Annotated in this window: 24 protein-coding genes and 1 tRNA gene; 13 read left to right on the top strand and 12 right to left on the bottom strand. The window is 70.1% G+C overall.

The window, feature by feature from the left end; all coding sequences use genetic code 11:
• Positions 1-382: 382 nt before the first annotated feature.
• Complete coding sequence (locus AB0M95_RS37715) at positions 383-2,020, bottom strand: FAD-dependent monooxygenase (RefSeq protein WP_363775536.1); 1,638 nt, start codon at positions 2,018-2,020, stop codon at positions 383-385.
• 89 nt (positions 2,021-2,109) lie between these two features.
• Here AB0M95_RS37715 and AB0M95_RS37710 point away from each other — a divergent pair, with 89 nt between their 5' ends.
• The 8 genes from AB0M95_RS37710 to AB0M95_RS37675 all read left to right on the top strand — a co-directional run bounded on the left by AB0M95_RS37710 (position 2,110) and on the right by AB0M95_RS37675 (position 10,109).
• Positions 2,110-2,883: an IclR family transcriptional regulator gene (locus tag AB0M95_RS37710; RefSeq protein ID WP_363775533.1), complete on the top strand. Its 774-nt coding sequence runs from the start codon at positions 2,110-2,112 to the stop codon at positions 2,881-2,883.
• A gap of 159 nt (positions 2,884-3,042) precedes the next feature.
• A complete protein-coding gene (locus AB0M95_RS37705; protein WP_363775531.1) occupies positions 3,043-3,939 on the top strand; it encodes a BBE domain-containing protein in 897 nt (298 codons plus the stop codon).
• A complete protein-coding gene (locus AB0M95_RS37700) occupies positions 3,936-5,345 on the top strand; it encodes an amidohydrolase family protein (protein ID WP_363775528.1) in 1,410 nt (469 codons plus the stop codon). The genes AB0M95_RS37705 and AB0M95_RS37700 overlap by 4 nt, the downstream gene beginning before the upstream one ends.
• Before the next feature lie 17 nt (positions 5,346-5,362).
• The gene (locus AB0M95_RS37695; protein ID WP_363775525.1) at positions 5,363-6,274 is read left to right on the top strand and encodes a VOC family protein; all 912 of its coding nucleotides are present in this window, start codon (positions 5,363-5,365) and stop codon (positions 6,272-6,274) included.
• 41 nt (positions 6,275-6,315) lie between these two features.
• Positions 6,316-7,380 carry an alcohol dehydrogenase catalytic domain-containing protein gene (locus AB0M95_RS37690; protein WP_363775522.1) on the top strand — a complete coding sequence of 355 codons (1,065 nt, stop codon included), beginning with the start codon at positions 6,316-6,318 and terminating at the stop codon, positions 7,378-7,380.
• Positions 7,377-8,267: a fumarylacetoacetate hydrolase family protein gene (locus AB0M95_RS37685; protein ID WP_363775520.1), complete on the top strand. Its 891-nt coding sequence runs from the start codon at positions 7,377-7,379 to the stop codon at positions 8,265-8,267. The genes AB0M95_RS37690 and AB0M95_RS37685 overlap by 4 nt, the downstream gene beginning before the upstream one ends.
• 169 nt (positions 8,268-8,436) lie before the next feature.
• The gene (locus AB0M95_RS37680; RefSeq protein WP_363775517.1) at positions 8,437-9,438 is read left to right on the top strand and encodes a hypothetical protein; all 1,002 of its coding nucleotides are present in this window, start codon (positions 8,437-8,439) and stop codon (positions 9,436-9,438) included.
• Positions 9,435-10,109, top strand: a complete 675-nt coding sequence (locus tag AB0M95_RS37675; RefSeq protein WP_363775514.1) for a nuclear transport factor 2 family protein — start codon at positions 9,435-9,437, stop codon at positions 10,107-10,109. The genes AB0M95_RS37680 and AB0M95_RS37675 overlap by 4 nt, the downstream gene beginning before the upstream one ends.
• Positions 10,110-10,398: 289 nt before the next feature.
• On the opposite strand, the gene AB0M95_RS37670 is transcribed toward AB0M95_RS37675, so the two are convergent.
• From AB0M95_RS37670 to AB0M95_RS37655, 4 genes are all read right to left on the bottom strand, one after another.
• Positions 10,399-10,472, bottom strand: a tRNA-Met gene (locus AB0M95_RS37670).
• 166 nt (positions 10,473-10,638) lie between these two features.
• Positions 10,639-11,061, bottom strand: coding sequence for a hypothetical protein (locus tag AB0M95_RS37665; protein WP_363775511.1), 423 nt, complete (start codon positions 11,059-11,061; stop codon positions 10,639-10,641).
• A gap of 49 nt (positions 11,062-11,110) precedes the next feature.
• Positions 11,111-13,240 (bottom strand): hypothetical protein, encoded by a 2,130-nt coding sequence (locus AB0M95_RS37660; RefSeq protein WP_363775508.1) that lies wholly within the window; start codon positions 13,238-13,240, stop codon positions 11,111-11,113.
• A gap of 77 nt (positions 13,241-13,317) precedes the next feature.
• The gene (locus AB0M95_RS37655) at positions 13,318-14,169 is read right to left on the bottom strand and encodes a hypothetical protein (protein ID WP_363775505.1); all 852 of its coding nucleotides are present in this window, start codon (positions 14,167-14,169) and stop codon (positions 13,318-13,320) included.
• 136 nt (positions 14,170-14,305) lie between these two features.
• Here AB0M95_RS37655 and AB0M95_RS37650 point away from each other — a divergent pair, with 136 nt between their 5' ends.
• Entirely contained in the window at positions 14,306-15,214 is a 909-nt protein-coding gene (locus AB0M95_RS37650) for a TIGR03564 family F420-dependent LLM class oxidoreductase (protein ID WP_363775502.1), read from the top strand.
• A gap of 39 nt (positions 15,215-15,253) precedes the next feature.
• Here the strand turns inward: AB0M95_RS37650 and AB0M95_RS37645 are convergent, their stop codons facing one another.
• The 3 genes from AB0M95_RS37645 to AB0M95_RS37635 form a co-directional block, all read right to left on the bottom strand.
• Entirely contained in the window at positions 15,254-15,973 is a 720-nt protein-coding gene (locus AB0M95_RS37645) for an SDR family oxidoreductase (protein WP_363775499.1), read from the bottom strand.
• A gap of 49 nt (positions 15,974-16,022) precedes the next feature.
• Entirely contained in the window at positions 16,023-16,688 is a 666-nt protein-coding gene (locus AB0M95_RS37640) for a DedA family protein (RefSeq protein WP_363775497.1), read from the bottom strand.
• A 113-nt stretch (positions 16,689-16,801) separates the two neighbouring features.
• Positions 16,802-17,455, bottom strand: coding sequence for a VC0807 family protein (locus AB0M95_RS37635; protein WP_363775494.1), 654 nt, complete (start codon positions 17,453-17,455; stop codon positions 16,802-16,804).
• A 315-nt stretch (positions 17,456-17,770) separates the two neighbouring features.
• Between AB0M95_RS37635 and AB0M95_RS37630 the strand changes: the two genes are divergently transcribed.
• Positions 17,771-18,085: a luciferase family protein gene (locus AB0M95_RS37630; protein ID WP_363775491.1), complete on the top strand. Its 315-nt coding sequence runs from the start codon at positions 17,771-17,773 to the stop codon at positions 18,083-18,085.
• A 75-nt stretch (positions 18,086-18,160) separates the two neighbouring features.
• Here the strand turns inward: AB0M95_RS37630 and leuE are convergent, their stop codons facing one another.
• Together leuE and AB0M95_RS37620 are read right to left on the bottom strand one after the other, a co-directional pair.
• Positions 18,161-18,811 carry a leucine efflux protein LeuE gene (leuE, locus tag AB0M95_RS37625; RefSeq protein WP_363775488.1) on the bottom strand — a complete coding sequence of 217 codons (651 nt, stop codon included), beginning with the start codon at positions 18,809-18,811 and terminating at the stop codon, positions 18,161-18,163.
• A 91-nt stretch (positions 18,812-18,902) separates the two neighbouring features.
• The gene (locus AB0M95_RS37620; protein WP_363775485.1) at positions 18,903-19,136 is read right to left on the bottom strand and encodes a hypothetical protein; all 234 of its coding nucleotides are present in this window, start codon (positions 19,134-19,136) and stop codon (positions 18,903-18,905) included.
• A gap of 680 nt (positions 19,137-19,816) precedes the next feature.
• Here AB0M95_RS37620 and AB0M95_RS37615 point away from each other — a divergent pair.
• The 3 genes from AB0M95_RS37615 to AB0M95_RS37605 all read left to right on the top strand — a co-directional run bounded on the left by AB0M95_RS37615 (position 19,817) and on the right by AB0M95_RS37605 (position 24,666).
• Positions 19,817-21,136 carry a cellulose binding domain-containing protein gene (locus AB0M95_RS37615; RefSeq protein ID WP_363775482.1) on the top strand — a complete coding sequence of 440 codons (1,320 nt, stop codon included), beginning with the start codon at positions 19,817-19,819 and terminating at the stop codon, positions 21,134-21,136.
• A 110-nt stretch (positions 21,137-21,246) separates the two neighbouring features.
• Complete coding sequence (locus AB0M95_RS37610) at positions 21,247-23,286, top strand: glycosyl hydrolase family 18 protein (protein ID WP_363775479.1); 2,040 nt, start codon at positions 21,247-21,249, stop codon at positions 23,284-23,286.
• Between the two features lie 132 nt (positions 23,287-23,418).
• The gene (locus tag AB0M95_RS37605; RefSeq protein ID WP_363775476.1) at positions 23,419-24,666 is read left to right on the top strand and encodes a hypothetical protein; all 1,248 of its coding nucleotides are present in this window, start codon (positions 23,419-23,421) and stop codon (positions 24,664-24,666) included.
• 13 nt (positions 24,667-24,679) lie between these two features.
• Here AB0M95_RS37605 and AB0M95_RS37600 read toward each other — a convergent pair whose 3' ends face one another.
• The gene (locus AB0M95_RS37600; RefSeq protein WP_363775473.1) at positions 24,680-25,351 is read right to left on the bottom strand and encodes a helix-turn-helix domain-containing protein; all 672 of its coding nucleotides are present in this window, start codon (positions 25,349-25,351) and stop codon (positions 24,680-24,682) included.
• Positions 25,352-25,385: 34 nt separating this feature from the next.
• Positions 25,386-26,423 carry an AI-2E family transporter gene (locus tag AB0M95_RS37595; RefSeq protein ID WP_363775470.1) on the bottom strand — a complete coding sequence of 346 codons (1,038 nt, stop codon included), beginning with the start codon at positions 26,421-26,423 and terminating at the stop codon, positions 25,386-25,388.
• Positions 26,424-26,875 lie beyond the last annotated feature (452 nt).

Here is a 26,875-nt window from a genome sequence, read left to right as displayed (position 1 = left end):
TGGCGAACAAGATGACAAGAGCCCGGTGAACCGAGAGGTTCACGCCGGGATCCGTGGGGGCCGGGAGGGGAAGTTCCTCCCGGCTACCCGACCTGACTGTGCTCTTCCCCGCGGCGGCACCGCGAGAGCGGCAGTGCCGCCGAGGCCGTCCGGACCGACATCGGAGCCTTCGCCGTGTCCGTGTCCGCCCGTCTGCCGGTGAACTCCCAGGAACTCGCAGCGCGGTTGTGCCGCGCAGGCCCGAGACCCTGACGCCACCGGTGACGAGGTGGTCAGCCTGGGTCACACAAAATCCTCGGCGGCACTCCATTGGTTCGCTGCTAACATTCGATTGTTAGCGGTGTACGCTGCGGTGGACGGGAGGTCTTACATGCTCTGGCACCTAGATCACTCCGCGGACATGATCCAGCAACGAGCCGACGTCCTCGGGCAGCTCGTCGCCCCGCCAGGCGACCAGTTGGTCCGGCCGTACCAGCACGTACCAGGCATCGAACAGCGCGGCCGCATCCGGGCGGTTGATCGGCAGTACGGTCAACGGGACGCCACGCCGGCTCGCCTGGGCCTTCAAGCCGTCCGATGCGGAAGCCACGCCGCACTCGATGAGGGTGAATCCCGGGCCCAGACGGTCGTAGAGCGACTTCCCGGGGCTGAGCCAGAGGTGCGGCAGCCGCATGCCGGGGCAGGCCGAGGGCTGGTACACCGAGCCGACCGAGAGCGGCGCGTGCCGGGTGTCCGGCAGTATGAGCGGCGAGTCGGGGCAGCCCGTGCCGAGCGTGAACCCCAGTGTGTACGTCTCGGCCGACTTGCTCCGGGCGATCACCTCCGCGGCATGACGTCGCGCCTGCTCCCCCTCTTCCCCATGGCTGGTGATTTCCGGCGTGCTGAGTTCGGGGGTCAGGACGGCCATGTTGTGCTTGGCGGCGGCGATCGCGGACACCGCGAACGGACGCCGCTCGGTCTCGTAAGAGGCCAACAGCGCCTCGCCGCCCCAGCCGTCGACCATGGCCGCGATCTTCCAGCCCAGGTCGACGGCGTCGCCGATGCCCGTGTTGGCGCCGAAGCCGCCCCACGGCGGGTTGAGGTGCGCGGCATCGCCGAGGAGGAAGCAGCGACCTTCGCGGTAGCGGTCCGCGAGCAGCATGCGGGCCGTCCACGGCGTCTGCGCGACGATCCGCAGCGGCTCGTCCGCGCCGATCAGCGCCTGCACGGCTCGCCGCGTCGACGCATGGGACGACCAGTTCGGGGCGTCGATGAGAATCGCCCACCACTTGCCGGAGGTGTCGAGCTGGCCCATCAGCCCGCTGATCTCGTCGTTGAGGATCCAGTACTGAAGTGCCCGACCGTGCCGGTGCCGGGCGGCGAGTCCCGGCGCGTCAAAGATGACCTGCAAGTTCTCCACGCCGTGACTGCTGCCGCTCAGCTCGATTCCGAGTTTCTGCCTCGTCGTGCTGCGTCCGCCGTCCGCGGCGGCGAGATAGCGGGCGCGCAACCGGGTGATGCCGCCGCGGTCGTCGCGCAGCGTGGCGGTGACCGAGTCGGCGTCCTGGTCGACGTCCACCAGCGTGCTGCCCCAGTGGGGCGTGACCGTGGGCCTGGTCGCGAGTTCGGCGCGCAGCGCACGTTCGACGGAGAACTGGGCGGTCCACTGCGCCGGTTCGGGCAGTACCGACCACGGGACGTCGGACGTGGCGAAGACGCCGCCGAAGCGCTGGACGAGCGGACCTGTGAGGCTGGTGCAGAACACGGCCGAGTCGGACCAGCCGAACGGCAGCAGCGAGGCGTCACGGATCGCGTCGGCCAGGCCGAGCCTGCGGAAGTGCTCCATCGACCGTGGGTTGAGCTGCTTGCAGCGGGGCGAGGACTCGTCCGGCCGGTCGTGCGGGTCGACGAGTGCGACGCCGACCCCCCGGCTGCCGAGTTCGTGCGCCAGCGTCAGGCCGGCCGGTCCGGCGCCGACCACGATGACATCGGTGGCCGGCTCGGCATCGTCGTTCGCGTATGCGTCTGCGGGTACGGGCATATGCCAAGCCTCAGCCACCGGCACAGGGCCCACCAGCGGGATTTCATTCAGCGATCCGCGGACTCCGGTGCCCAGAACGGACGATCGGCATGACCGATGTTGTTCAGGGCCCGGCACGGGGACACAAGCCGGCGCGAGGCGAGCCGGTCATCGACCGCGGGCTGCGGCTGCTGGCCGCGTTCGGCCCCGGGCACGAGGCGCTGTCGCTCGACCAGTTGAGCGTGCGGGCGGACCTGCCGAAGGCGACGGCCTTGCGCCTGGCACGAAGGCTCGCCGAGTGGGGTGCGCTGGAGCGCCACGAAGACGGCCGGTTCGTGATCGGCCTGCGCCTGCTCGAAGTGGCCACGCTGTCGCCGCGCGGGCACGGGATCCGTTCCGCGGCACTCCCGGTCATGGAGGAACTCCACCAGCTGACGGGACAACACGTTCTGCTCGCGGTGCCTGACGGGATGGAGGCCGTCCTGGTGGAGCGGCTTTCGGCTCCGCAGGCGGGCAAGGTCCTGTTCCGCGTCGGTGGACGGCTTCCGCTGCACGCCACGAGTGTCGGGCTCGTGCTGCTGGCGCACGCGCCGCACGACGTACGGGAGTCCGCGCTCGCCGGCGATCGCCGCCGCCCGGACGGCGGCCGTCCTCTCTCCGAAGCCGAACTCCGCCGGCGCCTGGTGGAGGTCTACCGCGAGGGTGTCGCGGTCGCCTCACTCGACCGGCCCGAGCCGATGTCCTCGGTAGCCGTTCCCATTGCCGGACCACAGCGGTCCGTCGTGGCCGCGCTGGCCGTGGTCGTGCCGACCGGTGCCATTTCCATGGCCGCGCTCAAACAGCCTGTCATCGCCGCGGGCCGCGCCGTGTCCCGTGCGCTCTGACTTGTTTCAACCATTGAAATCGCGGCTCTGGCCGCTTCGCATCACGTCAAGACTGAGCATCGCCGCGCACGGCTGATCGGGAACGAGCCGCGCACAGGCCCTTTCGTCCGTCACGCCCATGATGCGCACCGATTCGTCGTCGGTGGAACAGGAGCAACAGTGCCTGACACGGTCAAGGATCCTCGCTTCGCCGACTTCCCCGCCACGTTCAAAGGCCGGGTCCTGCGCGCAGGCGAGTCCGACTTCGCCCACACACGGCAGATCTGGAACATGTTGCGCCGCGACGAAACCCCCGCGCTCATCGTCCAGGCGGCCGACCGTAACCTGGACGCGGTCATGGCCGAGGCCCCCCGCGAGCTGGCGATCGCGTTGATCCTGCTGAACGCGCCGCCTCTGCCGGGCATCCCCGACGCCGTCGTGGGAACGCCCATCGTCGCCATGCTCGTGATCTACACCGGCGACCTCGCGGAGTACGAGGCGGCGACCGCGGGGCTGTGGTCGCTGGCACGCCCGCTGGTCACCCAGGTCGCCGAGTCGACGTGGACGCACGCGAACAGCATCGCCGACCCGTTCGAACCCGCTGGTCGCCCCCAATATCTGCGCGGCGGGTACATGTCCCGCATCGACGCCGACCTGGCGAACGTCGCGCTCGAGCAGCTGGCGTCCTGTCCGCGTACCACACCGCCCTCCGTGAACTGCCTGATCACCCTGCCGATCCTCGGCGGCGCGATCTTCGACCACCCGGAGGACGCCACCGCGTTCTCCCGCACCGGCGCGGAATGGCTGTACGAGGTGTCGGCCCACTGGGACGACCCGGCCGACGACACCGCCCACCTGGACTGGGTCCACGAGACCGACGAACTGCTGCGCCGCTGGGCGACACCGAACGCCTACATCAACCTCACCACGCATCGAGGGGCCGAGTGGCTGCCCCGGGCGTACGGCACCGACGAGAAATGGCGCCGGCTCGTCGCGCTGAAGGAGGCCTGGGACCCGAACAACCGCTTCGCCTACAACAAGAACATCCTCGCGGCCGCGCAGGAGCTCGGCTCATGACCACCCTGATCAGCGACGGTCACGTAGTGACCATGGATCCGGGGATCGGAGACCTGCCCCACGGGGACGTCCTCGTGGAGGACGGGATCATCACCGCGGTCGCCGGGCACGGGACCATCAGCGCTCCCGGCGCCGAGGTCATCGACGCCTCGGGCATGATCGTCATGCCCGGCCTCGTAGACGGCCACCGGCACGTGTGGCAGAGCCTGCTGCGAGGTGTCGCGGCGGATTGGTCTCTGTCCGACTACATGCTCGAAGCGCGAGCGCTGTACTCGGGGTGCTACGACGAGGACGGCGCGTACCTCGGCAACCTGCTGGGCGGGCTGGAATCGCTCTCGGCGGGCATCACGACCGTGGTGGACCACAGCCACCTACAGAGCGGTCCGGCCATCAGCGACGCGCTCGCCCGCGGCCTCCTGGACAGCGGTGTCGGCGGCGTCTTCTGCTACGCGCTGCAAAACGTCCCCGTGTACGGCGACGACGTCGACCCCGGCGAGATCAAGGATGTGCTCACCCGTCTGCCGGACGAGTGGCACGACACCAACGCGGCGCGGATCAGGGACACCTACTTCGCCGATGACCGGCAGCGGCTCCGGTTCGGTGTCGCGCTGCCCGAGACCACGCCGTACCTGCCGGGAAGCCTGGCACGCCAGTTGCTCGCGCGCGCGAGCGCCTTGTCGCCGTTCCTCGTGACGGGCCACTGGGTGGACTCCGGCCCGCACGGCGTCCTCGCCGAGTTGTGCGCGGACGATGCCTGGCCGGACCGCACGTGCCTGTCGCACGGGAACCACATCGACGCCGAAGACCTCGCGAAGCTGGCCGAAGCGGGAGTCTCCCTGTGCACGACGCCGGACATCGAGTGCGGGATGGGCATCGGCCCGCTCGCGGCCCTGCGCTTCCGGGAAGCCGGTGGCGCGGCCGGCATCGGCACCGACCTGTCGAACTACGCCCGCGCCGACGTGCTGCAACAAGCCCGCCTCCTGCTCCAGGTCGAGCGATTCGCCCTCGCGCAGGGATCCCAGAAGCCACCTCGTTCGGTCGGATGCACCGCGCGGGACGTTCTCGCCCTCGCCACGCTCGACGGCGCCGAGGCGCTCGGGCTCGCCGACACGATCGGCAGCCTGAGCGTCGGCAAACGTGCCGACATCGTCCTCGTCCGGCCGGACCCGCTCGGTGCGCAGCCCTACACCGACCCCGCCGCGGCGGTCCTGTTCACCACCTCGCCGGCCGAGATCGACACCGTGCTCGTCGAGGGTGAGGTCGTCAAGCGGGACGGTCTCCTGCGACGCGACGACCTCGGCGTTCTCCATCAGCGGATCACGGACGCGGCCGCGAACGTTCGCGCCCGCCATGACAAGTTGCCCAGGCCCGAGATCGAAAGCGTGTGGGCCGGGCTCTTCTCCTGACCTATTGGAGGAAAGTAATGACAACTCCAACCAACTCCGCGGTCAACGTGTCGAAAGTCGGGTACGTCGGCTTTGAGACGCCCGATCTCGACCGGCTGGTCGACTACTACACCAACGTCCTCGACTTCGTGCTCGTCGACAAGTCCGCCGACCAGGCGTACCTGACCACGACCTTCGACCACCACTCGGTCGTGATCGAGCGAGCGGAGACCAAGCGCGCGCGTAGCTTTGTCGGCTACCAGATCGAGGAAGACCTGGACTCGGCCGAGCGCAGGCTCAGGGACAGCGGCTACGAGGTGCAGCGCCGCTCCGACATCGCGCCGTCGACACCGGACGTCCTGATCGTGGCGGAACCGATGAGCGGCACCCCCCTGCACCTGTACGACGCCCAGTCGGGCGCCGGCGCCACCGGGTACACCCCGCTGCGGCCGACGAAGCTGGGGCACGTCGCGGCCTTCACACCGGACCTGAAGCGCCAGCAGAGCTTCTACCAGGACCTGCTGGGCTTCAAGTGGTCCGACACCGTTGCCGACTTCTTCGTCTTCCTGCGCTGCAACACCGATCACCACGCGGCGAACTTCATGGCGTCCACGAAGTACACCGGCATGCATCACGTCGCCTACGAGACCCGCAACCTCGATCACCTGCAGAGTCTGCTCGATCACCTCGCCTCGCGTGACACCCGACTCGAATGGGGGCCGGGCCGGCACGGCCCCGGCCACAACATCTTCACCTACCACCGCGACCCGGACGGCAACAACATCGAGCTGTTCACGCAGATCGACCAGATGGCCGACGAAGCCCTCGGCTACTTCGAGCCGCGCCCGTGGCACCAGGACTTCCCCCAGCGTCCGAAGACCTGGGAGGCGGACATCGCAGCCATCAACAGCTGGGGTGGCCCGATCGTCCCGCAGCAACTGGACCACTGAAGGGGAATCTCCGTGCCGCGCCAAGAAACCGTGCCCGCTCGATGCAGGCCATCGTGCTCGACGAGTTCGGTGCCTCCAGCAAGCTCCACCTCCGCGAGGTCCCCACGCCCGAGCCCGCCCCCGGTGAGGTCGTGATCCGCGTGGCGGCGGTCGAGGTGTCCCGCACGCGCGACCTCGGCACCCGCAGTGGGAAACATCCCTTCTCCAAGGCCGTCCGGCTGCCGCACGTGCTGGGCGGCCACTGCTCGGGAACCGTGGTCGAGGTCGGAGACGGCGTGCCCCGGGACCTCATCGGGCAACGGGTCGCCGTCATGGGGCACCACACCTGCGGACACTGCGATGCGTGCAGGTCGGGTGCCGACGAGGCGTGCGACAAGCTGTGGCTGCTGGGCATCCACCGCTGGGGTTCGTACGCGCAGTTCACGTCGATGCCGAAGGAGTGCGTCCACCCGGTTCCGGGCGACCTGGACCTGCACGACGCCGCGGCGATGGCCGCGACCGGCCCGGTCGGCCTCACCCAGTTGCGCCGTGCCCGGCTCAAAGCCGGGGACTGCATCGTGCTGCCCGGCGCGACCGGCGCGCTCGCGCAGACGATCATCGCGCTCACCCGGATGCTGGACGTACGCGTCATTGGCCTGAGCCGGAGCACGACCAGCCGCGCGGAGAACCTCGTCGTGCTCGACGCCGGTCGCGAGGACCTGGCCGACGCGATCCTCGCCGAGGCGCGCGGCCGGCCGGTCGCGGTCATCGACAACGTCTGCGCGCCGGACACGTTCGAGCGCTACTTCCCCGTCCTGGCCAACGGCGCGCGGATCGTGGTCTCCGGCGCGATCGGATACCCGGCCCTGCCGGTGCTGAACGTGCCGGCCCGCGAGCTGTACAGCCGCAACCTGTCGCTGCTGGGCGTGCGCAGCCACTCGGCCGCCGCGGCCACCGAGTTCTGGCAGTTCGTACGCGACGGGTTCCGGCTCGACGTCAGGGCGGTGCGCGCGCATCCGCTGTCCGACGCGGCCACCGTCCACACCGAAATCGCCGACGGCGTCCTGACCGGGCACAACGTTCTCGTCCCGCCGGTCGGCGCAGATCGACAAGAGGTGCACAAGTGAAGGGCTACCGCCTGCTGACCATGGACGTCGACGGCGTCCCGACGCCCGGGGTGCTCATCGGCGGCCGCGTGCACGCGGTCGAGGACCTCCTGCCCGGCTGCCGGCAGCCGGTCATCGACCTGCTGCGTGACTGGGACCGGACGCATGAGGTGATCAAGTCCGTGCTGCCCGCACCCCTGGGCGGGGCGCCGCTCGCGGACGTCAGGCTGCTGGCCCCGATCCTCCACCCCGGCGCGATCTTCTGCGCGGGCGCGAACTACTGGGACCACGTGGAGGAGATGGAAGGCTCGGTCGACCGCACCCGGCGGCCGCGCGATCCGTGGTTCTTCGTGAAGACGTCCGCCCACTCCGTCATCGAGGACCAGGCGACCGTCAGCCGCCCCCGCGGCAGCGAGGCCCTCGACTACGAAGTAGAACTCGGGGTGGTGATCGGCCGTGAAGCGCGTGACATCCCCACACAGGACGCGCTCGGTGTCATCGCCGGCTACACGATCATCAACGACCTGTCCGCGCGCGACCTGATGAGTCGGCCGGACCGCGTGCCCGCGATGGCCTACGACTGGGTCGGGCAGAAGTGCTTCGACGGCGCCGCGCCGCTGGGTCCCTGGATCACCCCGGCCGAGTACGTGCCCGACTGCCACGACCTGGCCATCCGCCTGTCGGTGAACGGCACGGTCAAACAGGACTCGACCACCGCGAACCTCATCCACGACGTGTACGAGCAGATCGCCTGGCTCAGTCACCAGCTCACGCTGCGCCCCGGAGACGTCATCGCGACCGGCACGCCCGCGGGCGTCGGCATGCCCAGGCAGGACTACCTCCAAAGCGGCGACATCGTGCTCGCGGAGATATCCGGCCTCGGCTCGCTCACCACGCACATCGCCTGAGCCGCTCCCGCGACCAACGCCGCCTGACCGCCTCGGGCAACTGGGATCGTCTGCGCGGCGAAATCAAGCGCTGATCCGGGCACGACGGCCGCGCTCGACGGCGTCGTGTCCTCTTCACCCGCAGCCAACCGGCTGCACAGGAATCAACTCCCGGAACGGAGAGCGAGCGATGGGCGACCACGAGCTTCGACTCGGAATCAACCGCTACGACCATGTACAGCCGCTGCTGGACGGACGCGTCGGCGTCAAGGGTTACACGACCAGGCACGAGGACGCGCCCATCGTGTCCGAGATCTTCGCGCGGACCTTCGCCGGTGACCGTTATGACGTGTCGGAACTGGGGCTGACCTTCTATCTGCGCGCCCTCGACCGCGGCGACGACCGCTTCGTCGCAATCCCGGTCTTCCCCAACCGCCACTTCCGGCACTCCTCGATCTGGGTCAACGTCGACAGCGGCATCAAGCACCCCAGCGACCTCACCGGCAAGACCATCGGCGAACTGGCCGTCTACGGCCACGACGCCGGGATCTGGCCGAAGGGAATCCTCAGCGACGAGTTCGGGTTCCGGCCCGAGACGAACAAGTGGCTCATCGGCGGTCCGGACTGGCCGATGCACATGGAGTCCTGGGCGCCGCTCAAGCGTCCGGACAACGTCGACGCGACCTACGTGCCCGAAGGCAAGCTCCTCGGCCCGATGCTCGCGTCCGGCGAGATCGACGCGCTCTTCTCCGCGGTCGTCCCTCGCTGCGCACTGGACAAGTCCCCGCGCGTCACCACCCTGTTCGCCGACCCCCAGGCGGCGGAGCGCGACTACTACCGGCGCACCCGGATCTTTCCGATCATGCACACGGTGGTCATCCGCCGCGACTTCCTGCGCCGGCACCCGGATGCCGCCCGGGCGGTGTTCGACGCGTTCACCGAGTCCGCCGACACCACGTTCGTCGGCTACGAGCACGGCCGCACCGATCACCACATGAACGTCATGCTGCCGTGGGTCAGTCCCCTGTACGAAGCGAACCGCGAACTGCTCGACGCCGGCCACTGGAAGCACGGCATGCAGGCGAACAGGAAGACCATCGACACGTTCCTGCGCTACTCATTCGAGCAGGGCATCACCGACCGCAGGTACGAGTGCGAGGACCTGTTCCTCGACGAACTCCTCAACACGTGAGCACCTCAGGCACGCCCATGCCGCACACGCAGGACCATGCCTCCGCAATCGAGATCCGCGCGATCGTCGAGGCATGGGCCCTCTTCCGCGACAGCGGAGCCTGGAGCGAGTTCGGCGCACTATGGCACGACGGCGCCTGGATCACCACCACGTGGTTCCAGGGCTCATACCTGAACTTCATCGAGGCCGGCAAGGAAGCGTTCGCACGCGGCGTGCAGGTCAACCACTTCCTGGGCGGCCACACCAGCGTCGTCCACGGACACCGGGCCATCGCTCAGACCAAGATGAAGATCGAGCAGCGGACCCGGGCGCACGGTGTGGAGGTCGACGTCGTGTGCACCGGGCGGTTCTACGACTTCCTCGAACGGCGTGACGGGCGGTGGGGAATCGTCCGGCGCCAGCCGATCTACGAGAAGGACCGGCTCGACGTCGTCGACCCGTCCGCGTCGATCACACTCGACCAACAGCTGCTCGCGAGCGTGCCGGTGGGGTACCGGCACCTCGGCTACGTGCAGACGCTGGCCGGCCAGCGGGTCCTGGACGAACTTCCGGGCCTTCAGGGCGAAGCCGTGGAGCACCTGTACACCAGCGGACGCCGGTGGCTGGCGGGGACGGAGGCCGACACGCTGCGACCCGTGTTCCCACAGCGCAGTACGACAGAGGAGTCTTGAGGCCTATTCCAGAAGTCTGTGCCCGGACAGGGGAGCGACCCCGTTCGCAGGTTCGTGGATCATGGGTCCGCTCGACACTGGCGCGGACCCTGCGGTGCTCGGCGTTGCCGGCCAGGCCGGTGGCGACCACCAGGCGGGTGTCCGCCACCAAGAGTGTGTCGAGGGCAGGGGGCCCAAAGCCTGGTCGTGCCAGGGGGTGACGTCTTGTCCCACGGACAAATGACGGACAAACAATCAGAGGCCCGATCTCCGTTTCCGGAGACCGGGCCTCTGACCTGGTGTTTCTCAGTAGCGGGGGCAGGATTTGAACCTGCGGCCTCTGGGTTATGAGCCCAGCGAGCTACCGAGCTGCTCCACCCCGCGTCGACATTTAAAAGCTTACAGCCACCGGGGAGGTGCTCGCGCCCGTTTCCGCGTTCCCGGTGGCTTCGCGAGCTCCACGACTTCGGTGAGGCGCGCTCGGAGCCGGAGGGGGCGCCGTGATCGGGCGTCGGGCGCCGCTACGTCAGCGAGGTGCGGTCAGCCCTCGTCACGCGGGGAGGCAGCCGGTCATGCCGGCGACCTCGACGTTCGGCGACCGGCCGCGCAGCGTGACGGTGAAGGTGATGTCGAGCGAGTTCTTGCGCAGCACGCTGACGGTCACGCCGAACCGCGCGTCCGGGCCGTCGGCCTCCTGGTAGCCCATGGTGTGCAGCTCGGTGGCCAGCGCCGTCGCCACGGCCGACGACTCCGTGCCCGGGGCCAGGTCGCCCGTGATGGTGTAGAGGCCGCGGCGCGTTCCGGGCGCGCAGCCCGAGGCGTCGTCGCCGGTGCGGACGTTCTTGCCGCTCAGCTCGATGCGGCTCAGCGCGGCGCCGTCCTCGCGGAGCACTCCCGCGGCCTCCCCGTGAGCGGGCGCGCACCCGGCCGCAGCCAGCCCCGCCGCCAGCGCGCACATCACGAAACGTCGCATCCCGGCCACTCTACCCATGAGCCGATCAAGCGGCGCGCCGGTCCGGCGATCACTCCGGACGCCGGATCATGGCGGCGAGGGCGGGGGAGTACTCCAGCCCCGGGCCTGGGGATGGGGCCGTCCGGACCTCGCGGCCCGGGGCCATCCAGGAGAACTGGCCGGGGAAGTGCTCGGTGAAGATGGGGTGGTCGCCCGGGATGGGCCAGGTGTCGACGTCCTGCCCGGCGCGCTGGACGATCCAGACCGGCATGGGCGCGCGCACCGCGAGCAGGCCGCGGTGCAGGGACAGCCGCTCGTCGCTCGCCCACCGCCCGGGCCGCACGTCGCGGCAGTCCACCGCGAGATACCGCCGCCGCTCGCCGGTCACCGCGGGCCACTCGCTGCGCAGGAACTCGTAGGCGACCAGCACGTCCCGCAGCCCGGTCGCGTCCGTGCGCTTGCTCGCGCCGAGGTCGGGCAGGCGCCGGAACAGGTGCACGTCCAGGGCGGTCTGCTCGGCGCCGTACCCCCACGGCAGCCGCACGGCCGGCTCGGTCCCCCCGGTCAGTGCCTGGAGCTCCCGGAAGATCGAGCGGTACGCCTGCCAGCCCTCCGGATGGCCGGTCGGCGCGGGCCCGGGGAAGTGCGCGTCGCCCAGCAGGAACTCGGTGACGAACCGGTTGGTCAGGTCGGCGTCGGCGAGCAGCGTGTTGATGACGCGCAGCGCCCCGCTCGCCCGCAGGATCGCCGCCTGCCAGGCCGGGCGCGGGCCCGGCGTCCAGACCGGCACCTTGTACGGCGGCGGGCGCCGGGCGGGCACGGCGCCGGTGAGCGCCGGACGGGGGCGGTGGTCGCGGGTGGAGTGGGCGGCGTCGAGCGCGGCGAGGTCGCCCGGGCCGAGGTCCAGCACCCACCGCTCGGCCAGGAAGTCCGCCCGCTCGACCAGGTAGTGGGTGAGCTCGGCCTCGCGCAGGCACCAGGCGGACTTCTCGTAGCCCGCCGAGCGCACCCGGACGATCGCGGGCGTCGCGCCGAACAGCCCCCACACCATGCCGGTGTTGGTCTCCCAGGACGGGACGTACGTGGCGTCGATGGCGCACCGGCCCGAGGACCACAGGTCCGTCCGGCTCAACGCCGACTTGGTGTCGCTCGACCGGTGGCTGATGCCGAGGACGCGGCGCGGCCAGTCGGGCTTGAGCGCGTTGAACGCGAAGCAGGCGAGGTCGCGGGGCCGCACGTGCTCCCATTCGTGCGTGGTGGCGTCCTCCAGCCACGCCATCGCCTTCAGGGTCAGAAGCCAGCGCCGCGCGACCCCGAGGGCCGTCATGCCGAGCCGCCGGTCGCGCGCCCCGACCGTCCGCAGCAGGCCCTCGACGAGCGGCGGGTGGCGCATGAGGCGCGCGGCCGTCCGCGACGCCTCGCGCACGTCGGCGAGGTCCAGGTCGTGGCTCAGCCACGCCCAGTGCTCGCGCCAGCCTTCCCCCTGGCCCATCCTGACGTCCGCCGCGTCGGGGAAGGCCAGGCGGCCGTCGGGGGACGTGCGCAGGTTGTACAGCAGGTCGAGGTACTTCTCGGCGAACTGGTTGGCCGACGCCCACGAGACGGGCAGGTTGACCCGGCGCGGCGTCTCCAGCCGGGCGGCCGTGGCCGCGGCGAGCGCGTCGTGGCCGGACCCGGCGCTGAGCACGACCTCGCGCAGCAACGGCCCGACCGCGCAGCCCAGCCAGGCACGGACGTGCTGCGCCCGCGCCGCGGCGGTCTCGCCCGGGCCCGCCACGGCCTCCTCCCGGAGGAAGGCCGCCACCGCCTCGCCCGGGTCGCCGGGAACGTTCCCGGCCGCCTCCCAGGGCCCGGCGAGCGCCTGCGGGCGGGTGCGCCGAGCCGAGGAGGCGAAGACGTCCAGCAGGCCCGCCAGGTCCGCGGACGGCCACTCGTCGATGCCGTCCGGCGGGATCCAGGAGGGGACCATCCCGGACGCGGTGGTGCGTGTGCCGCGCGCCAGCCACGGGTCGGACGTCCAGTCCGTCGGGTAGGCGACGGCCTCGTTGCGCGGCTCGCGCATCGCGTCGCGCGTCTCGGCCCAGGTACCCGCGACCGGTCCCGGCGCGGAGCCGGCGGACACCCCGAGGGCGTCCGCCAGCCAGGACAGGGAGGCGGCCGATTCGTTCCGCTCCCGTCCACTCACGCGAGAACGGACCATGGGCGCCATTATCCGTGGCGGCAGCGGATGCGACGGCCTGGGGGCGGGGGTGAACCCGCCCCCGTTCGCGGCGCCGGTCAGTCCTTGGCCCAGATGGCGGCGTAGCGACCGTCCTCGGCGTCCACCTGGACGGGGTGGTACCCCTCGGCCTTCAGGCGGTCGAACCGGCTCTGGTACGCCGCGGCGGACATGGCGGCGTACGCCTGCCACGGGCCGAGGTCGTCCTTGCGCCAGGCGGCGGTGTAGGTCTCGCCGGGGCCTACGGAGACCAGGATGGGCCGCTCGCCCTTCGCCCTGCGCGCCAGGAACTCGGTCTGGTGCTCGGCCGCGGTCTTCCCCACGGTGAGGGACGTGCCGCCGGTGGACCCATGCGCCCACACCGCGGCGTAGCGCGGTTCGGCGGCGGTGCCGTAGGCGTTGACGGTGATGAGCCGGCGGCCGGCCTGGATCTGCGCGGCGTGCACGGTGGCGAGACGGCTTCCGGTGAGGCCGTGCCGGGCCAGGAAGGCGCCGTCCGCCTTCTCGAAGACGGCCGCGAACGTCGCGCCGCCGCCGCTGCCGGTGGCGGACACGATCGTCGGCCGGTACCCCTTGGCGGTGTACTGGTCGAAGCGCTGCTGGTAGCCGTTCGGGGACATCCCCTGATACAGCGCCCACGCGGAGCCGGGCCGCCTGGTCCAGACGGCCGCGTACCGGGGGCCGCCCGGCTCGGACACGCTGAGCGAGATGGGACGGTACCCCTGCTTGACGAGGGCGGGGAAGCGCTGGGACTGCTGGGCGGCGCTGATCCCGTGGTAGGCGACGAACGCGGGTGCCGTCGCGGGCTTTCCCGCGCTCGCGGCGTGCGCGTGCGCGGTCGGCGCGCCGATCGGAACGGCGGTCGCGGCAAGCGCGGCGGCGGCGACGGCGATCGTGGTCGTGACGCGCATGATCCTCCTCCTGGGCTGTCGGCGGTACTTCACGGAAACCGCCGACGCTAACAAGGCAAGATCCCCTAACGTCGGTGTGGCGGCGTACGATGACCGGCACCATAACTAGAATTTGATTCGGATTGACGGTGAGACCATGCGCATCGGGCTTTTCCTCGACGAGCCCTCGGGACCGGACGCGATCGCCAAGCTGGAGGATCGGATCGCCCGCGCGGCCGCGGACGGCTTCGCGACGGCGTGGGTCTCCAACATCTTCGGGCTCGACGCCCTGACCGCCCTCGCCGCCGCCGGAAGCCGGGTGCCCGGCATCGAGCTCGGCACGGCCGTCGTCCCCACCTACCCCCGCCACCCCGCCGTCCTCGCCCAGCAGGCCCTCACCACCGACGCCGCGCTCGGCGGACGCCTCGCGCTCGGCATCGGACTCAGCCACAAGGTCGTCGTCGAGAACATGTACGGGTACGACTTCGCCAGGCCGGCCCGGCACATGCGCGAGTATCTGTCGGTGCTGCGCCCCCTGCTGCGCGGTGAGCGGGCCGACGTCGACGGCGAGACCGTGACGGCGCACGTCGAGCTCGGCACCCCGAGGGCGGGCGAGGTGCCCGTGCTGATCGCCGCGCTCGCGCCCCGCATGCTGCGCCTGGCCGGCGAGGTCGCCGACGGCACCGTGCTGTGGATGACCGGCCCCAAGACCGTCGCCGGCCACATCGTCCCGGCCGTCACCGAGGCCGCGCGCGACGCGGGGCGCCCGGCTCCGCGCGTCGTCTGCGGGCTGCCGGTCGCGGTCACCGGCGACGTCGCCGCCGTGCGGGCGCGGGCCGACGAGGTGCTGGCCATGTACGGTCAGCTCCCGTCCTACCGGGCGATGCTCGACCGCGAGGGCGCCGAGGGCCCGGGCGACGTCGTCGTGGCGGGCGACGAGGACGAGGTCCGCGCCCAGATCGAGGCGTTCGCCGCCGCGGGCGTCACCGACTTCGCGGCCTCGGTGTTCGCCACCGGCGACGACGCCGCGCGCACCCGGAAGCTGCTCGCCTCCCTGATCGGGTGAGCCCGTCCCCGCCGCTCCGGCTCGCCGCGGTGAGGGACGTCAGCTCATGGTGTTGCCGCCGTTGACGGCGAGCCGCTGCCCGGTGATGAACCGCGCCCCGGACGAGGCGAGGAACGCGACCGCCTCGGCCACGTCCGCGGGCACGCCCATGCGGCCGAGCGGCAGCACGCGCTGATACTCGGTGGTGTTCTCGCCCTCGTGGCGTTCGACCGGGATCCAGCCGGGTTCGACGGTGTTGACCGTGATGCCCAGCGGGCCGAGCTCCCGGGCCCACGACCTCGTGAGCCCGTGCATGGCCGCCTTCGCCGAGACGTAGTGGCCGAAGTCGGCGTTGCCCAGGTCGGTGACCTCGCTGCCGATGTTGATCACGCGCCCCTCGCCGTCGGCCCGCAGGTCGGGCAGGGCGGCCTGCAGGAGCAGCAGCGGGGCCTTGACGAAGAAGCGGAGCTGGTCCAGGTGGTCGTCCCAGGTCTGCTTCTCGATCGGCATCATGGGCTGCGGGCCGGTGGCGTTGTTGACCACGACGCCGATCGGGCCGGCGTTCTCGCGGATCTCGGCGACGCCGCGCCGCACCGCCTGCTCGTCGGTCACGTCGAACCGCGCGACGTACGCCGCGTCGCCGATGCGGCGCGCCACGGCGTTCGCCCCCTCGGTGTCGTTGGCGTAGTTCACGACGACCTTCCAGCCGTCGGCCGCCAGCCGCTCGGCGATGACCGCGCCGAGCCCGCGCGACGCCCCGGTGACGAGTGCGCATCCCATGTGCCCGTCCTCTCCGCGATGGGGCCTCCAATCTTCGCCTATTTCCCGACTAATCCGCCTGATCGTCTCGGGCGCCGCTCACCTGGGCGAGGGAGTCCCGCGAGGACGTGCCCGTCACGGGAGGCGGCACCGCCCGGCGGCGGCGCACGTGCCGGACGATCTCGGTCGTCACCGCGATGGTCACCGCGACCGTGAAGCCGAGCAGCAGCCCCTTGATCGGGTCGTTCTCGAAGGCCATGCCGCCGAGGTAGCCGACCAGCCCCGAGTACAGCGCCCAGGAGCCCGCGGCCAGCGCGTCGAAGGGGGTGAACGACCGCAGCGGGTACCTGACCCCGCCCATCGTCAGCGTCACGGCCGTACGGCCGCCGGGGATGTAGCGGGCGATGACCAGCACCATTCCGCCGCGCTCGGCCAGGGCGTTGGACGCCCAGTCGAAGGCCGCGCCCGCGCGCCTGCCACGCCGGAGGCGTCCGACCGAGTGTCGGCCGATCAGGTACGAGATGTGGTCGCCCGCGAAGGCTCCGAGCGCCGCGACCAGGATCACCAGCGCCAGGTTGGGCTTGCCGGTGGCCGCGAACACGCCCGCGGTGATCACGGCCGTCTCGCTCGGCACCGCGGGGAAGAACCCGTCGACCGCGGCGAGCGCGAACACGGCCAGGTAGACCCAGGGAGAGGTCATGACGTTGTTCAGCAGGTCGAGCAGGGCTTGGGACATGTGTCCACGTTAGAAATGCCCGTCAAAGGCGCGCTTCCTCCGGAGGTCTCGCCTGCCCCTGGCTTTAGTCAGGGTTCGCCACCTGTGCACCCGTAGGGGATGGGACCGGCCCGTCACCCGGCCGTGAGCGCCTGGGGACGCGGCGTGTCGGCGTGGAGGCGGCGCAGGACGCGGCGGAACGCGTAGATCGAGATGCCGACGGCCACGCCGCTGATGGCCGCGACGACGGCGGTGCGCACCAGCAGGTAGGTGCCGATCGACTGGTGCAGGAGCAGCCAGATGCTGACCGCCGAGTTGGCCAGCAGCACGAAGGCCCACAGCAGCGTGATGCGCGCGAAGAACCGCCGCACCCGCTCGTGCCGGAGTACGGCCGAGGGCAGGTGGATGTAGTCGAGGGTCAGCTTCTGGACCAGCGGCCTGTTCAGCCGGACCGAGGCGAGGAACGCCATGCTGATGCAGATCGTGCCGAGTTCGGGTTGCAGGAAGTACACCACGGCGCTGCCCGTCCACCAGCCCACCGCGGCCCTGGCGGTGATGGCGATGGCGGCGAGCAGCATCGTGCCGGGAACCGGGCGCCTGCGGACCACCCGCCAGAGCACCCCGGCGTACACCCAGGACACGGCGGCGATCAGCGCCCCGTCCAGCCCGAGCAGGGCGAGGGCCGTGTAGAAGACGGCCAGCGGGGCCACCACCCCTTCCAGCAGCTTCGGCACGGCCTGCCGGAGCAGTGCGGTGATCCTGGGAAGGGTGAAGGACGGGTGGTTCATGGTTCTCCCACGGACGGCGGCTGAGACCGACGCTAAGGCTTCGGCGCCTACCCGGGGAGGGGAACGACAAAACTGGCAGCCAATGCCAAATTGCCGTTATCGGGGCCGGACATGTCTAATATGGGCGATATCCGGCATGGCCGGAAAGGGTCCAGTCAGTGGATCACTGGTGACGCTGCGGTTATGACGGAGATCCTCCGGGTGATTGAACTTTGGATAACAGTTCGGGAACGGGGGGTTTCCGGACGACGTTCGGCCCGCGAGCATGAGGCTATGGCAGTGCTCTCACGCACGCATGTTCGGTCGGCTGGGTGCGTGGCCGATGTCGCGGTCGAATTGACGCGATGGCCCGACCTGGTCGTCAGTCGTACCCGTAAGTCAATCCGATTCCGCTCCGGGGGCCGCGAGATCATCCGCATGTCGGGCGATCACACGGCCGAACTTCGTCTCACCACCCCCGTCATCGACCGCTGGGCGAAGGTCCTCGCCGAATCCAACCGTGTCACCCGCGGGCACAACGCGGGCTGGATCCGGGTCGAGATCGAGGACCGCACGGACGCTCAGATGTTCCTCTCACTGGTCAGCGTGGCCCTGAAGGCCAACCAGGAACGCGAGGCCGGCCACCGCTGAGGCGGTGGCCGGCTCGTTCCGCGCTTCTCTCAGTTCAGCTCTCAGCCCGGGTCAGTTCTCAGCCCAGGCCAGTTCTCAGCCCAGGCTCGTGGTCGCCAGCTTGGCGCCGAAGCCGAGGAACAGCGCGCCCACTCCGGTCGTCAGCCCGGCCGACAACCTCCGCCGCCGCCTGAACTGGCCGGCCAGGTAGGACCCGCCGAAGATCAGCGTTGAGAGGTACATCATGCTGAAGAGCTGGCAGATCACCCCGAGGATCAGGAACGACAGCGCCGGCGCGCCGTAGTGCGGGTCCACGAACTGCACGAAGAACGAGATGAAGAACAGGATCGCCTTCGGGTTCAGCAGGCTGATCGTGAGCGCCTTCCTGAACGGGTCGGCGAGGTCGGCGACGGTCGCGGGGGCCTCGTCCTTCTCCGCCCGGCTCCGCCACGACCGCACCGCCGAGCGGATCATGCCGATGCCGATCCACGCGAGGTAGCCCGCGCCGGCGTACTTGACGAGGTTGAACAGCGGCGGCGTCGACTGGAGCAGCGAGGCGACCCCGGCCGCCGACAGGACCATGAGCACCGTGTCGCCGGTGAAGACGCCGGCGGCGGCGCGGTAGCCCGTCCGCACGCCACGCCGGGCGCCGGTGCTGAGCACGTAGAGGGAGTTGGGGCCGGGAACGAGGATGATCAGGAAGGCGCCGATCACGTAGGTCCAGATGTTGGTGATGCCGAAGAACATGCCGCCGAGCTCCGTAGTCGCGAGGGATGTATCACGTTATACACGGCTTCATCGCCTTTCCCGTGGCCCGCGTCCCCCCTTTGGGTGACCGTCACAGGTACCAGAGGTCGCCGTACGCCTGCCGATACCCGAGCGTCCGGTACGCCGCGTTCACCAGGGCCTGGCCGCGCTCGTTGACCCCGAGCCCCGCGCCCCGCAGGTTCATCGAGTAGCCGAAGGACAGGCGTGGCACCGGGTCGGCGAACCTCAGCGAGCCGCCCATGCCCGAACGCGTCCTCCGACAGCAGCCCTCGGCGTCGGGGCCGGTGAGGTACCCGTTGTCCACACCATTGAGGAAGCCTCGAACTCGTCCTGGACCTCGGCGTACCGGGCGTCACAGATGCCGTCAATCGCCATGTGAGCGACTGAACCACTCATGGTCCGCCGCGTCCATGGGGGCGTCGCGCTCACCGATCCGTTTACGTTCTGTGTGCCGCGGGGCGGCGCCGTACCTCCCCAGGCGGGCGGCTAGACCACCCTGCCGGGCTTGTCAGGAGTCGTCTGGCTGTCCGCAAACCATGGTGTTTGGGTCTTGTGGGCACGCTGTCGCGGGGCTACGATCGCGACAACTCTTAGGAAACTTTCCTAAAAGAAGTGACAAATGGAGGCGTCCGTGCCCCGCCATCCACCCCCGGCTTCTTCGAGCTGAGCTGCGCGAACCCGGCGGCGTGAGCCACCGCGCTCCGTCCCCGCCGCCGACCCCTCCCGACGTACGTGCACCGGTCACCCCCGCGTTCGAGACATCCGGCCGCCGGTACGGCACCCGTCCGCCGCACCGGCCCGGTGAGAAGCCGGCCAGGGTGACGCTCCACGCCCAACGGCCGGAGCCCCTGACCGTACGGCCCGCACACGCCCGACCCCCCACGGAGTGTGCGGGCCGTACACCACCCCAGAACTCCCCGTGCCCCGGCCCGCCCCTGGGGCGCGGGGGCCTGACCTCACTCCACACCCCCCAGGAGGTCATGAATGAGACCGCGTCCCGCGACCTGGCTCCTCAGCGCGGCCGCGGCGGCCCTCGCCGTCGCCGCCGCGATCGCCGTCCCAGGGCCCGCCTACGCCGACACCGCCGTCTTCGCCAAGACGTCGAGCTGGGACAACGGGTACAACGGCCAGTTCACGATCACCAACACCGGCTCCACCACGCTCAACGGCTGGACCGTCGCCTTCGACCTGCCCGCGGGCACCACGGCCGGGACCTACTGGGACGCGCTCATGACCCAGTCGGGCTCCCGGTACACGTTCAAGAACCGCGAGTACAACGGCACGCTGGCGCCCGGCGCCTCGGCCACCTTCGGCTGGGTCGCGAACGGCACCGGAGTCCCCGCCGCCTGCACGCTGAACGGCGCCTCCTGCGCAGGCGGCCCCGCGCCCACGCCGACGCCGACGCCCACGCCTCCGGGCGGCGGCCCCGGCTCGCTTTTCCACGCCCCGTACGTCGACATGGGCGCGTGGCCCACCCCCAGCATCACCGGCATGAAGTCGGCCTCCGGGCTGAAGAACTTCACCCTGGCCTTCATCACCGCCTCCGCCTGCAAGGCCATGTGGTTCAACGCCTACGACCCGCGTCAGGCCTGGGGCAAGGCCGAGATCGACGCCATCCGCGCCGCCGGGGGCGACGTGAAGATCTCCTTCGGCGGCGCCTCGGGCATCGAGCTCGCCCAGGCGTGTACGGACGTCAACGCTCTGTTCACCGAGTACGACGCCGTCGTCAGGGCGTACGCGCTGAAGTACATCGACCTCGACATCGAGGGCGCAGCCACCGCCGAGCCGGCGTCGGTCAACCGCAGGTCGCAGGCGCTGGCCCGCCTGCAGCAGGCGCACCCCGACCTCAAGGTGTCCCTCACCCTGCCCGTGCTCCCCGAAGGCCTCACCACCGACGGGCTGAACGTGGTGAGGTCCGCGCGCGACGCCGGGGTGAACCTCGACGTCGTCAACGTCATGGCGATGGACTACTACCGCGCCATCGACTACGGCGACGCGGCCGTCCAGGCGGCGCAGAGCACGTTCAACCAGCTCAAGACCCTCTACCCCGGCAAGTCGGACGCCCAGGTCTGGCGGATGGTCGGGGTCACGCCGATGCTCGGCCAGAACGACGACGGCCGGATCTACGACCAGGCGGACGCCCGCCAGCTCGTGGAGTTCGCCAAGACCAAACACCTGGGCGAACTCGCCTTCTGGGAGATGACGCGCGACCGCAACGCCTGCACCGGAGCGCTGTACGCGTGCACCAACATCCCCCAGACGCCGTACGACTTCTCCAAGATCTTCGCGGGGTACAACGGATGACCTTCCTGTCACGCTCGTCAGGCCTCTCACGCTCGTCAGGCCTCTCGCGCGCGGACGCCGCCCGTCCGCGCGCCGGCGGCTCACCGTTCACGCGCCGCCGGTCCCGCCTCGTGGCGGCATTCGCGGCGGCGGCGATCGCCCTCGGGCTCGCGGTGGTCCCGGCCACCGCGGCCCTGGCCGCCAACATCCTGCCCAACTCCGGCTTCGAGAGCGGCCTCAACGGCTGGACCTGCGCTTCGACCGCCCGCACGGTCACCACCCCCGTGCACGGGGGCACGTCCGCCCTGGAGGCCACGCCGGTCGGCTCCGACTACGCGCGCTGCTCGCAGGCGGTCAAGGTCAAGCCGTCCTCGTCGTACACCTTGTCGGGGTGGGTGAGGGGCGACTACATCTTCCTCGGCGCGCTCGGCACCGGCACCACCGACGTCAGCACCTGGGGCTCGCCCGGCGCGGCGTGGTCCCAGCTCACCACGTCCTTCACCACCGGGCCGTCCACGACGTCGGTGACGGTCTACGTCAACGGCTGGTACGGCACCGGCGCCTACAACGCCGACGACCTCGTGCTCGACGGCCCCGACGGCGGTGGCACCCCGCCGACCCCGCCCGCCACGCCCACCGGCCTCACCGTGACCGGGAAGACCGCAACCAGCGTCTCGCTGAGCTGGTCGGCGTCCTCGGGCGCGACCTCGTACAACGTGTACCAGGACGGGACGCGGGTGGGCACGCCCGCCGGAACCACCTTCACCGCCACCGGGCTCACCACCGGCACGACGTACCGCTTCTCGGTGAGCGCCTCGAACACGGCGGGCGAATCGGCCCGGTCCGCAGAGGTCACCGCGACGCCGTCCACCACACCGGTCCCGCCGCCCGTCCCCGCGGGCCTCATCGTGACCGGCACCACCGCGACGAGCGTCTCGCTGAGCTGGTCGGCATCATCTGGCGCGACCTCGTACAACGTGTACCGGGACGGGACGCGGGTGGGCACACCCACCGGAACCACCTTCACCGCCACGGGCCTGACGAGCGGAACGACCTACCGCTTCTCGGTCAGCGCCTCCAACGCGAACGGCGAGTCCGCGCGGTCGGCCGAGGTCACCGCGACCCCGGGCAACCAGCCGCCCCCGCCCCCCTTGCCGAAGCGAGTGCTCGTGGGCTACCTCCACGCCTCCTTCGCCAACGGGTCCGGATACATCAAGATGAGTGACGTGCCCGACACCTGGGATGTCATCGACCTGGCCTTCGGCGAGCCGACCTCCGTCACCTCGGGCGACATCCGGTTCACCCGGTGCCCGGTCGCCGAGTGTCCCAACGTCGAGAGCGAGGCCGACTTCATGGCCGGCATCCGTGCCAAGCAGACGGCCGGCAAGAAGGTGCTCATCTCCATTGGCGGACAGTACGGCCAGGTGCAGCTCACCACGACCGCCGCCCGCGACACGTTCGTCAGCTCGGTGAGCGCGATCATCGACAAGTACGGCCTCGATGGGCTCGACATCGACTTCGAGGGCCACTCCCTGTCGCTCAACTCCGGCGACACCGACTTCAAGAACCCGACCACGCCGGTCGTCGTCAACCTCATCTCGGCGCTCAAGACGCTCAAGGCGAAGTACGGCAGCCGGTTCGTGCTCACCATGGCGCCCGAGACGTTCTTCGTCCAGCTCGGCTACCAGTTCTACGGTGGCGGGAGCAGCGGCGCCGACCCGCGCGCGGGCGCGTACCTGCCGGTGATCTACGCCATGCGCAACGATCTGACACTGCTCCACGTGCAGGACTACAATTCGGGTCCGATCACGGGGCTGGACAACCAGTACCACACGATGGGCGACTCGGACTTCCACATCGCCATGACCGACATGCTGCTCGCGGGCTTCCCGGTCGCGGGCAACACCGCGAACGTCTTCCCCGCACTGCGTCCCGACCAGGTCGCCATCGGCCTGCCCGCCGCGGTGTACGCCGGCAACGGCTTCACCTCGGTGGCGGACGTCCAGAAGGCGTTCGACTGCCTGGCCAAGGGCACCAACTGCGGCTCCTACCGGCCGCGCGGGGTGTACCCGGGGCTGCGTGGGCTCATGACGTGGTCCATCAACTGGGACAAGTACAACGCCTCGGAGTTCTCCACCAACCACCGCCGCTACCTCAACTCACTGCCGTGACGCACACCGACCACTCGATCGTCGCCCTCCGGAGTCAAAACACTTCTTTGTGTGAGCAATTCTGGATAGATGGTGGCAATTTTCGTACCCGAGTGGTCGGTTTGGTCTGGCTTCCGGCAGGCTAGTGACGTCATGGACTACGCAATCCTCACGGGGCTCGTCCTCGTCTCAGGTGTCGTGCTGGCGATCGCCGCACAGTGGAAGGGCTGGAAACCGTCTCTCGCCGTCGCTCTGGCGGTCGGGATCGGCGTCCGCGTCCTCATCATGTCGCTGTCGGCGGTCGACACCTGGCAGCCGGTCGACTTCGTGCACAGCTTCAAACCGGCGGGCGAGGCCATCCTCGCCCACCGGGATCCCGTGCTGGGAAGCGACGGGGGCTGGCACTTCCTGCCGACGATTCCGTACATCTACGGACTGCTCCTCTGGATGCACATCCCCTGGGAGGTCGCCGGCCGGCTCGTCACCGTGGTCTCCGACATCATCCTGATCCCGCTGGTCGGCAAGCTGGCCGGCGGGAAGGACGCCAAACTGCGCGCCTTCCAGTACGCGTGCAACCCGCTGGCCATCCTGGTCGCGTCCGTTCACGGCCAGGTCGAGCCGGTGTCCCTGGTGTTCGGCGTCGCCGCCTTCGTCGTCGCCAGGAACGCCAGGACCTCCCGGCCCGTCCGCAACGCGATCATCGCCGGCCTCCTCATGGGCCTCGCGCTCTGCGCCAAGAGCTGGCCGATCTGGCTGGTCCCCGGCATGCTGTTCTTCCTGCCCGACCTGCGCACCCGCGCGTACGCCTTCTTCGCCACGGGCGTGGCGCCCATCTTCTTCCTCGTCACGTTGCCCATCGGCGCGGGCACGTCCCTCGCCCAGCTCCCCGAGGTCATCCACACCATCGGCGACGTCCGCCCGATCATCGGCGAATGGGGATGGACGGCCATCTATGTCGGCGGCGACTGGACGCTGAACTCCGGCGCCGCGCGCATCGGCCAGTACATGATCTACGGCACGCTGCTCATCGTCGCCTTCGTGTGGCGCCGCGCCGACCCCATCGACCTCACCGCGGCCCTCCTGCTCGCCTTCATGGTGGTCACCCCGCGGCTGGGCGCGCAGTACCTGCTGTGGTTCATGCCGTTCCTCGTCGCCCGGCCCACGCGGTTCGCCTGGCCCGTCATCATCGGGTGCTCCACCTGGGCGGCCATCGGATATTTGTATCTGACCCAGTTCGACCATCTGGGCTGGGCGAGGCTTCACGCGCCGTGGGCGATGAGCTCGGTGCTCCTGCTGCCGGTCCTGGTCGCCGCCATGCCCTGGGGTTCACGCCTCAAGGGGGCGCCGCCGTCCCCGACCTCCGGCAAGGTTTCGTCCGAGCCGGTGGCGGCCGCGGTCTGAGGCTCCTCGAGCTCTACGCCGGTCCGGGCTCCAGCAGCCGTGCCATCGGCACTCCGGCCAGGCGCCTGACGTCCTTCGCCATGTGCGCCTGGTCCGCGTAGCCGCTCGCGGCCGCGACGTCGGCCAGCCGCAGCCCCGACCTCGCCAGCGTCAGCGCCCTCTGGAAACGCACCACCCGCTGCAGGACCTTCGGCCCGTACCCGAACGCGCGCACGCAACGCCGGTTCAACTGCCGCTCGCTCAGCCCGAGATCCCAGGCCACACTGCCGACCGCCGCCCCCCGCCTCAGCGCCGCCGCGATCGGGCCCGCCGCCGCGTCCGGCTCGGGGGTGCCGCGCAGGAGCTCGGCCATCGCCCGCTGCAGATCGTCCGGACCGCGCACCTCGACACCCGGGAGGTCCGCGAGCGGAACCCGCTGATCGCGCAGCCACTCGACCGGAACCCCGAAGACCCCGCCCACCGCTCCAGGACGGAACCGCAGGCCGGTGAACCGCTCGCCCGGCCGCAGCTCGGCCAGGAACGGGCCCGTGTCGGGACCCGCGACGTGCGGACCGTCCGGACCCCAGATCAGGTCGACGCAGCCGTCCGGCACCACGCGCTGCGCCAGCGGGGACCTGGCCTCCAGCACCCACAGGCAGGCCACCCGTCCCGCCAGCGCCGGATCGGGCGCCGACTCCACGTACACAGGCCCAGCCTAGGAGGACACTCAGGAGGACCGGTCAATCCCGGGGGGTCTCGCCGGACAACAGCGCGCCCGACCACTTCGCCCCCGGATCGCTGTCGATCAGCAGCGCGCGCACCAGCAGCGTGAGCGGAATCGCGAGCAACGCCCCGAGCGGTCCCAGCACCGTCGTCCAGATGATCAGGGAGAGGAACGTGGCCGTCGTCGTCAGCCCCACGGCGTCGCCCAGGAACTTCGGCTGGATGAACGACTGCACCACGACGTTGATCACCATGTAGGCGACGACCACCAGCACAAGCTGGCGGACACCCCCTGTCAGCAGCGCGAGCAGGGCCGGCGGTATCAGGCCGACCACGAATCCGATGTTGGGGATGTAGTTCGTGATCAACGCCAGCACGCCCCACAGAAGCGGCAGCGGCACACGCAGCAGGTACAGTGCGACGACGTCGAGGGCGGCGCAGATCAGCCCGAAGATGGTCGAGACCAGGATGTAACGGCGCGTCTTGCTCGCGAACGTCGTCAATGCGCGGGTCAGCGCCGGACGTTCCGCCGAGGCCGCCGCCATCACGCGCGAGATGATCGGCGCGTCCAGGCTCATCGCCAGCAGCAGCACGACGATGAGGAACACGCTGGAGACCACCCCGAGCACGCCGGACAGCAGGCCCTGCGCGAACTCCAGGATCTTCCCCGGGTCGAGCGACTGCAGTGCCTTGTTCACCTGAGGAGCGACGCCGTGCGCCGCCGCCCACGCCTGCGCGTCGGCCACCAGCCTGCGGAACTCGTCGGTGTAGTCGGGGACCAGCACCGCCAGCTCGGCGACCGCGGCGGTCAGCGTCGCCACCATGCCGAGCAACAGGACCATGACAATCGTGAACGGGACGGCGACCACGACCCAGGCGGGCGCGCGCCGGCGGGTGAGCCACCTCCGGATCGGGGAGACCGCGATCGTGAGGACGAGCGCCAGGACGACGGGGCCGGCGATCGCGTCGACGGCCTTGATGCCCGCCAGCGTGATGACGGCCGCCGCCGCGACGAGCAGTGTGATCAGGGCTCGGGGTAGCGCTCGATCGCTCACATGTGCCTCGATCCGTTCGGGAACATCTTCAGATGTACCGCTGTTGGCACTTCTACTGCCCTCAGGACCTGAAGCCTCTACCCGATCGTTGCCCGGAATGGATCGAGCGCCCGTTGGGGGCTGCTAATCTTTTGTTGTCGGCATCGACCGGCCAATCCCACCGCAGTTCACCTTCGGGTGAGTGACGCGCGGGCATGGCCAGCAGTGCCGGTGATCCTCTCTAAAAGATCTTCCAAGCTTCGCTTGTCATGTGGGGCGGGTTGGTCTAAGTTAGAGGGGTTGCCCTGGAGACAGGGCGTCATAGTTTAGCAGTTGCGGTGAATTTGGATCGAATCGCTCGATTTGGTCGAAATTCACGGAGCTGATAAAGTATGAATACGAGATGGAAGCCCCGGAGTTCGGATCCCTGGTCGGGTTCGGGTGATGGTGTACGCGTCCGTTTCTTGAGAACT

It is taken from the genome of Sphaerisporangium sp. NPDC051017 (assembly GCF_040683095.1).
In the GTDB taxonomy this organism is placed as follows: Bacteria; Actinomycetota; Actinomycetes; order Streptosporangiales; family Streptosporangiaceae; genus Sphaerisporangium.
The sequence above is the reverse complement of the archived record's forward strand: the minus strand, read 5'-3'. Positions and strand labels throughout refer to the sequence as shown.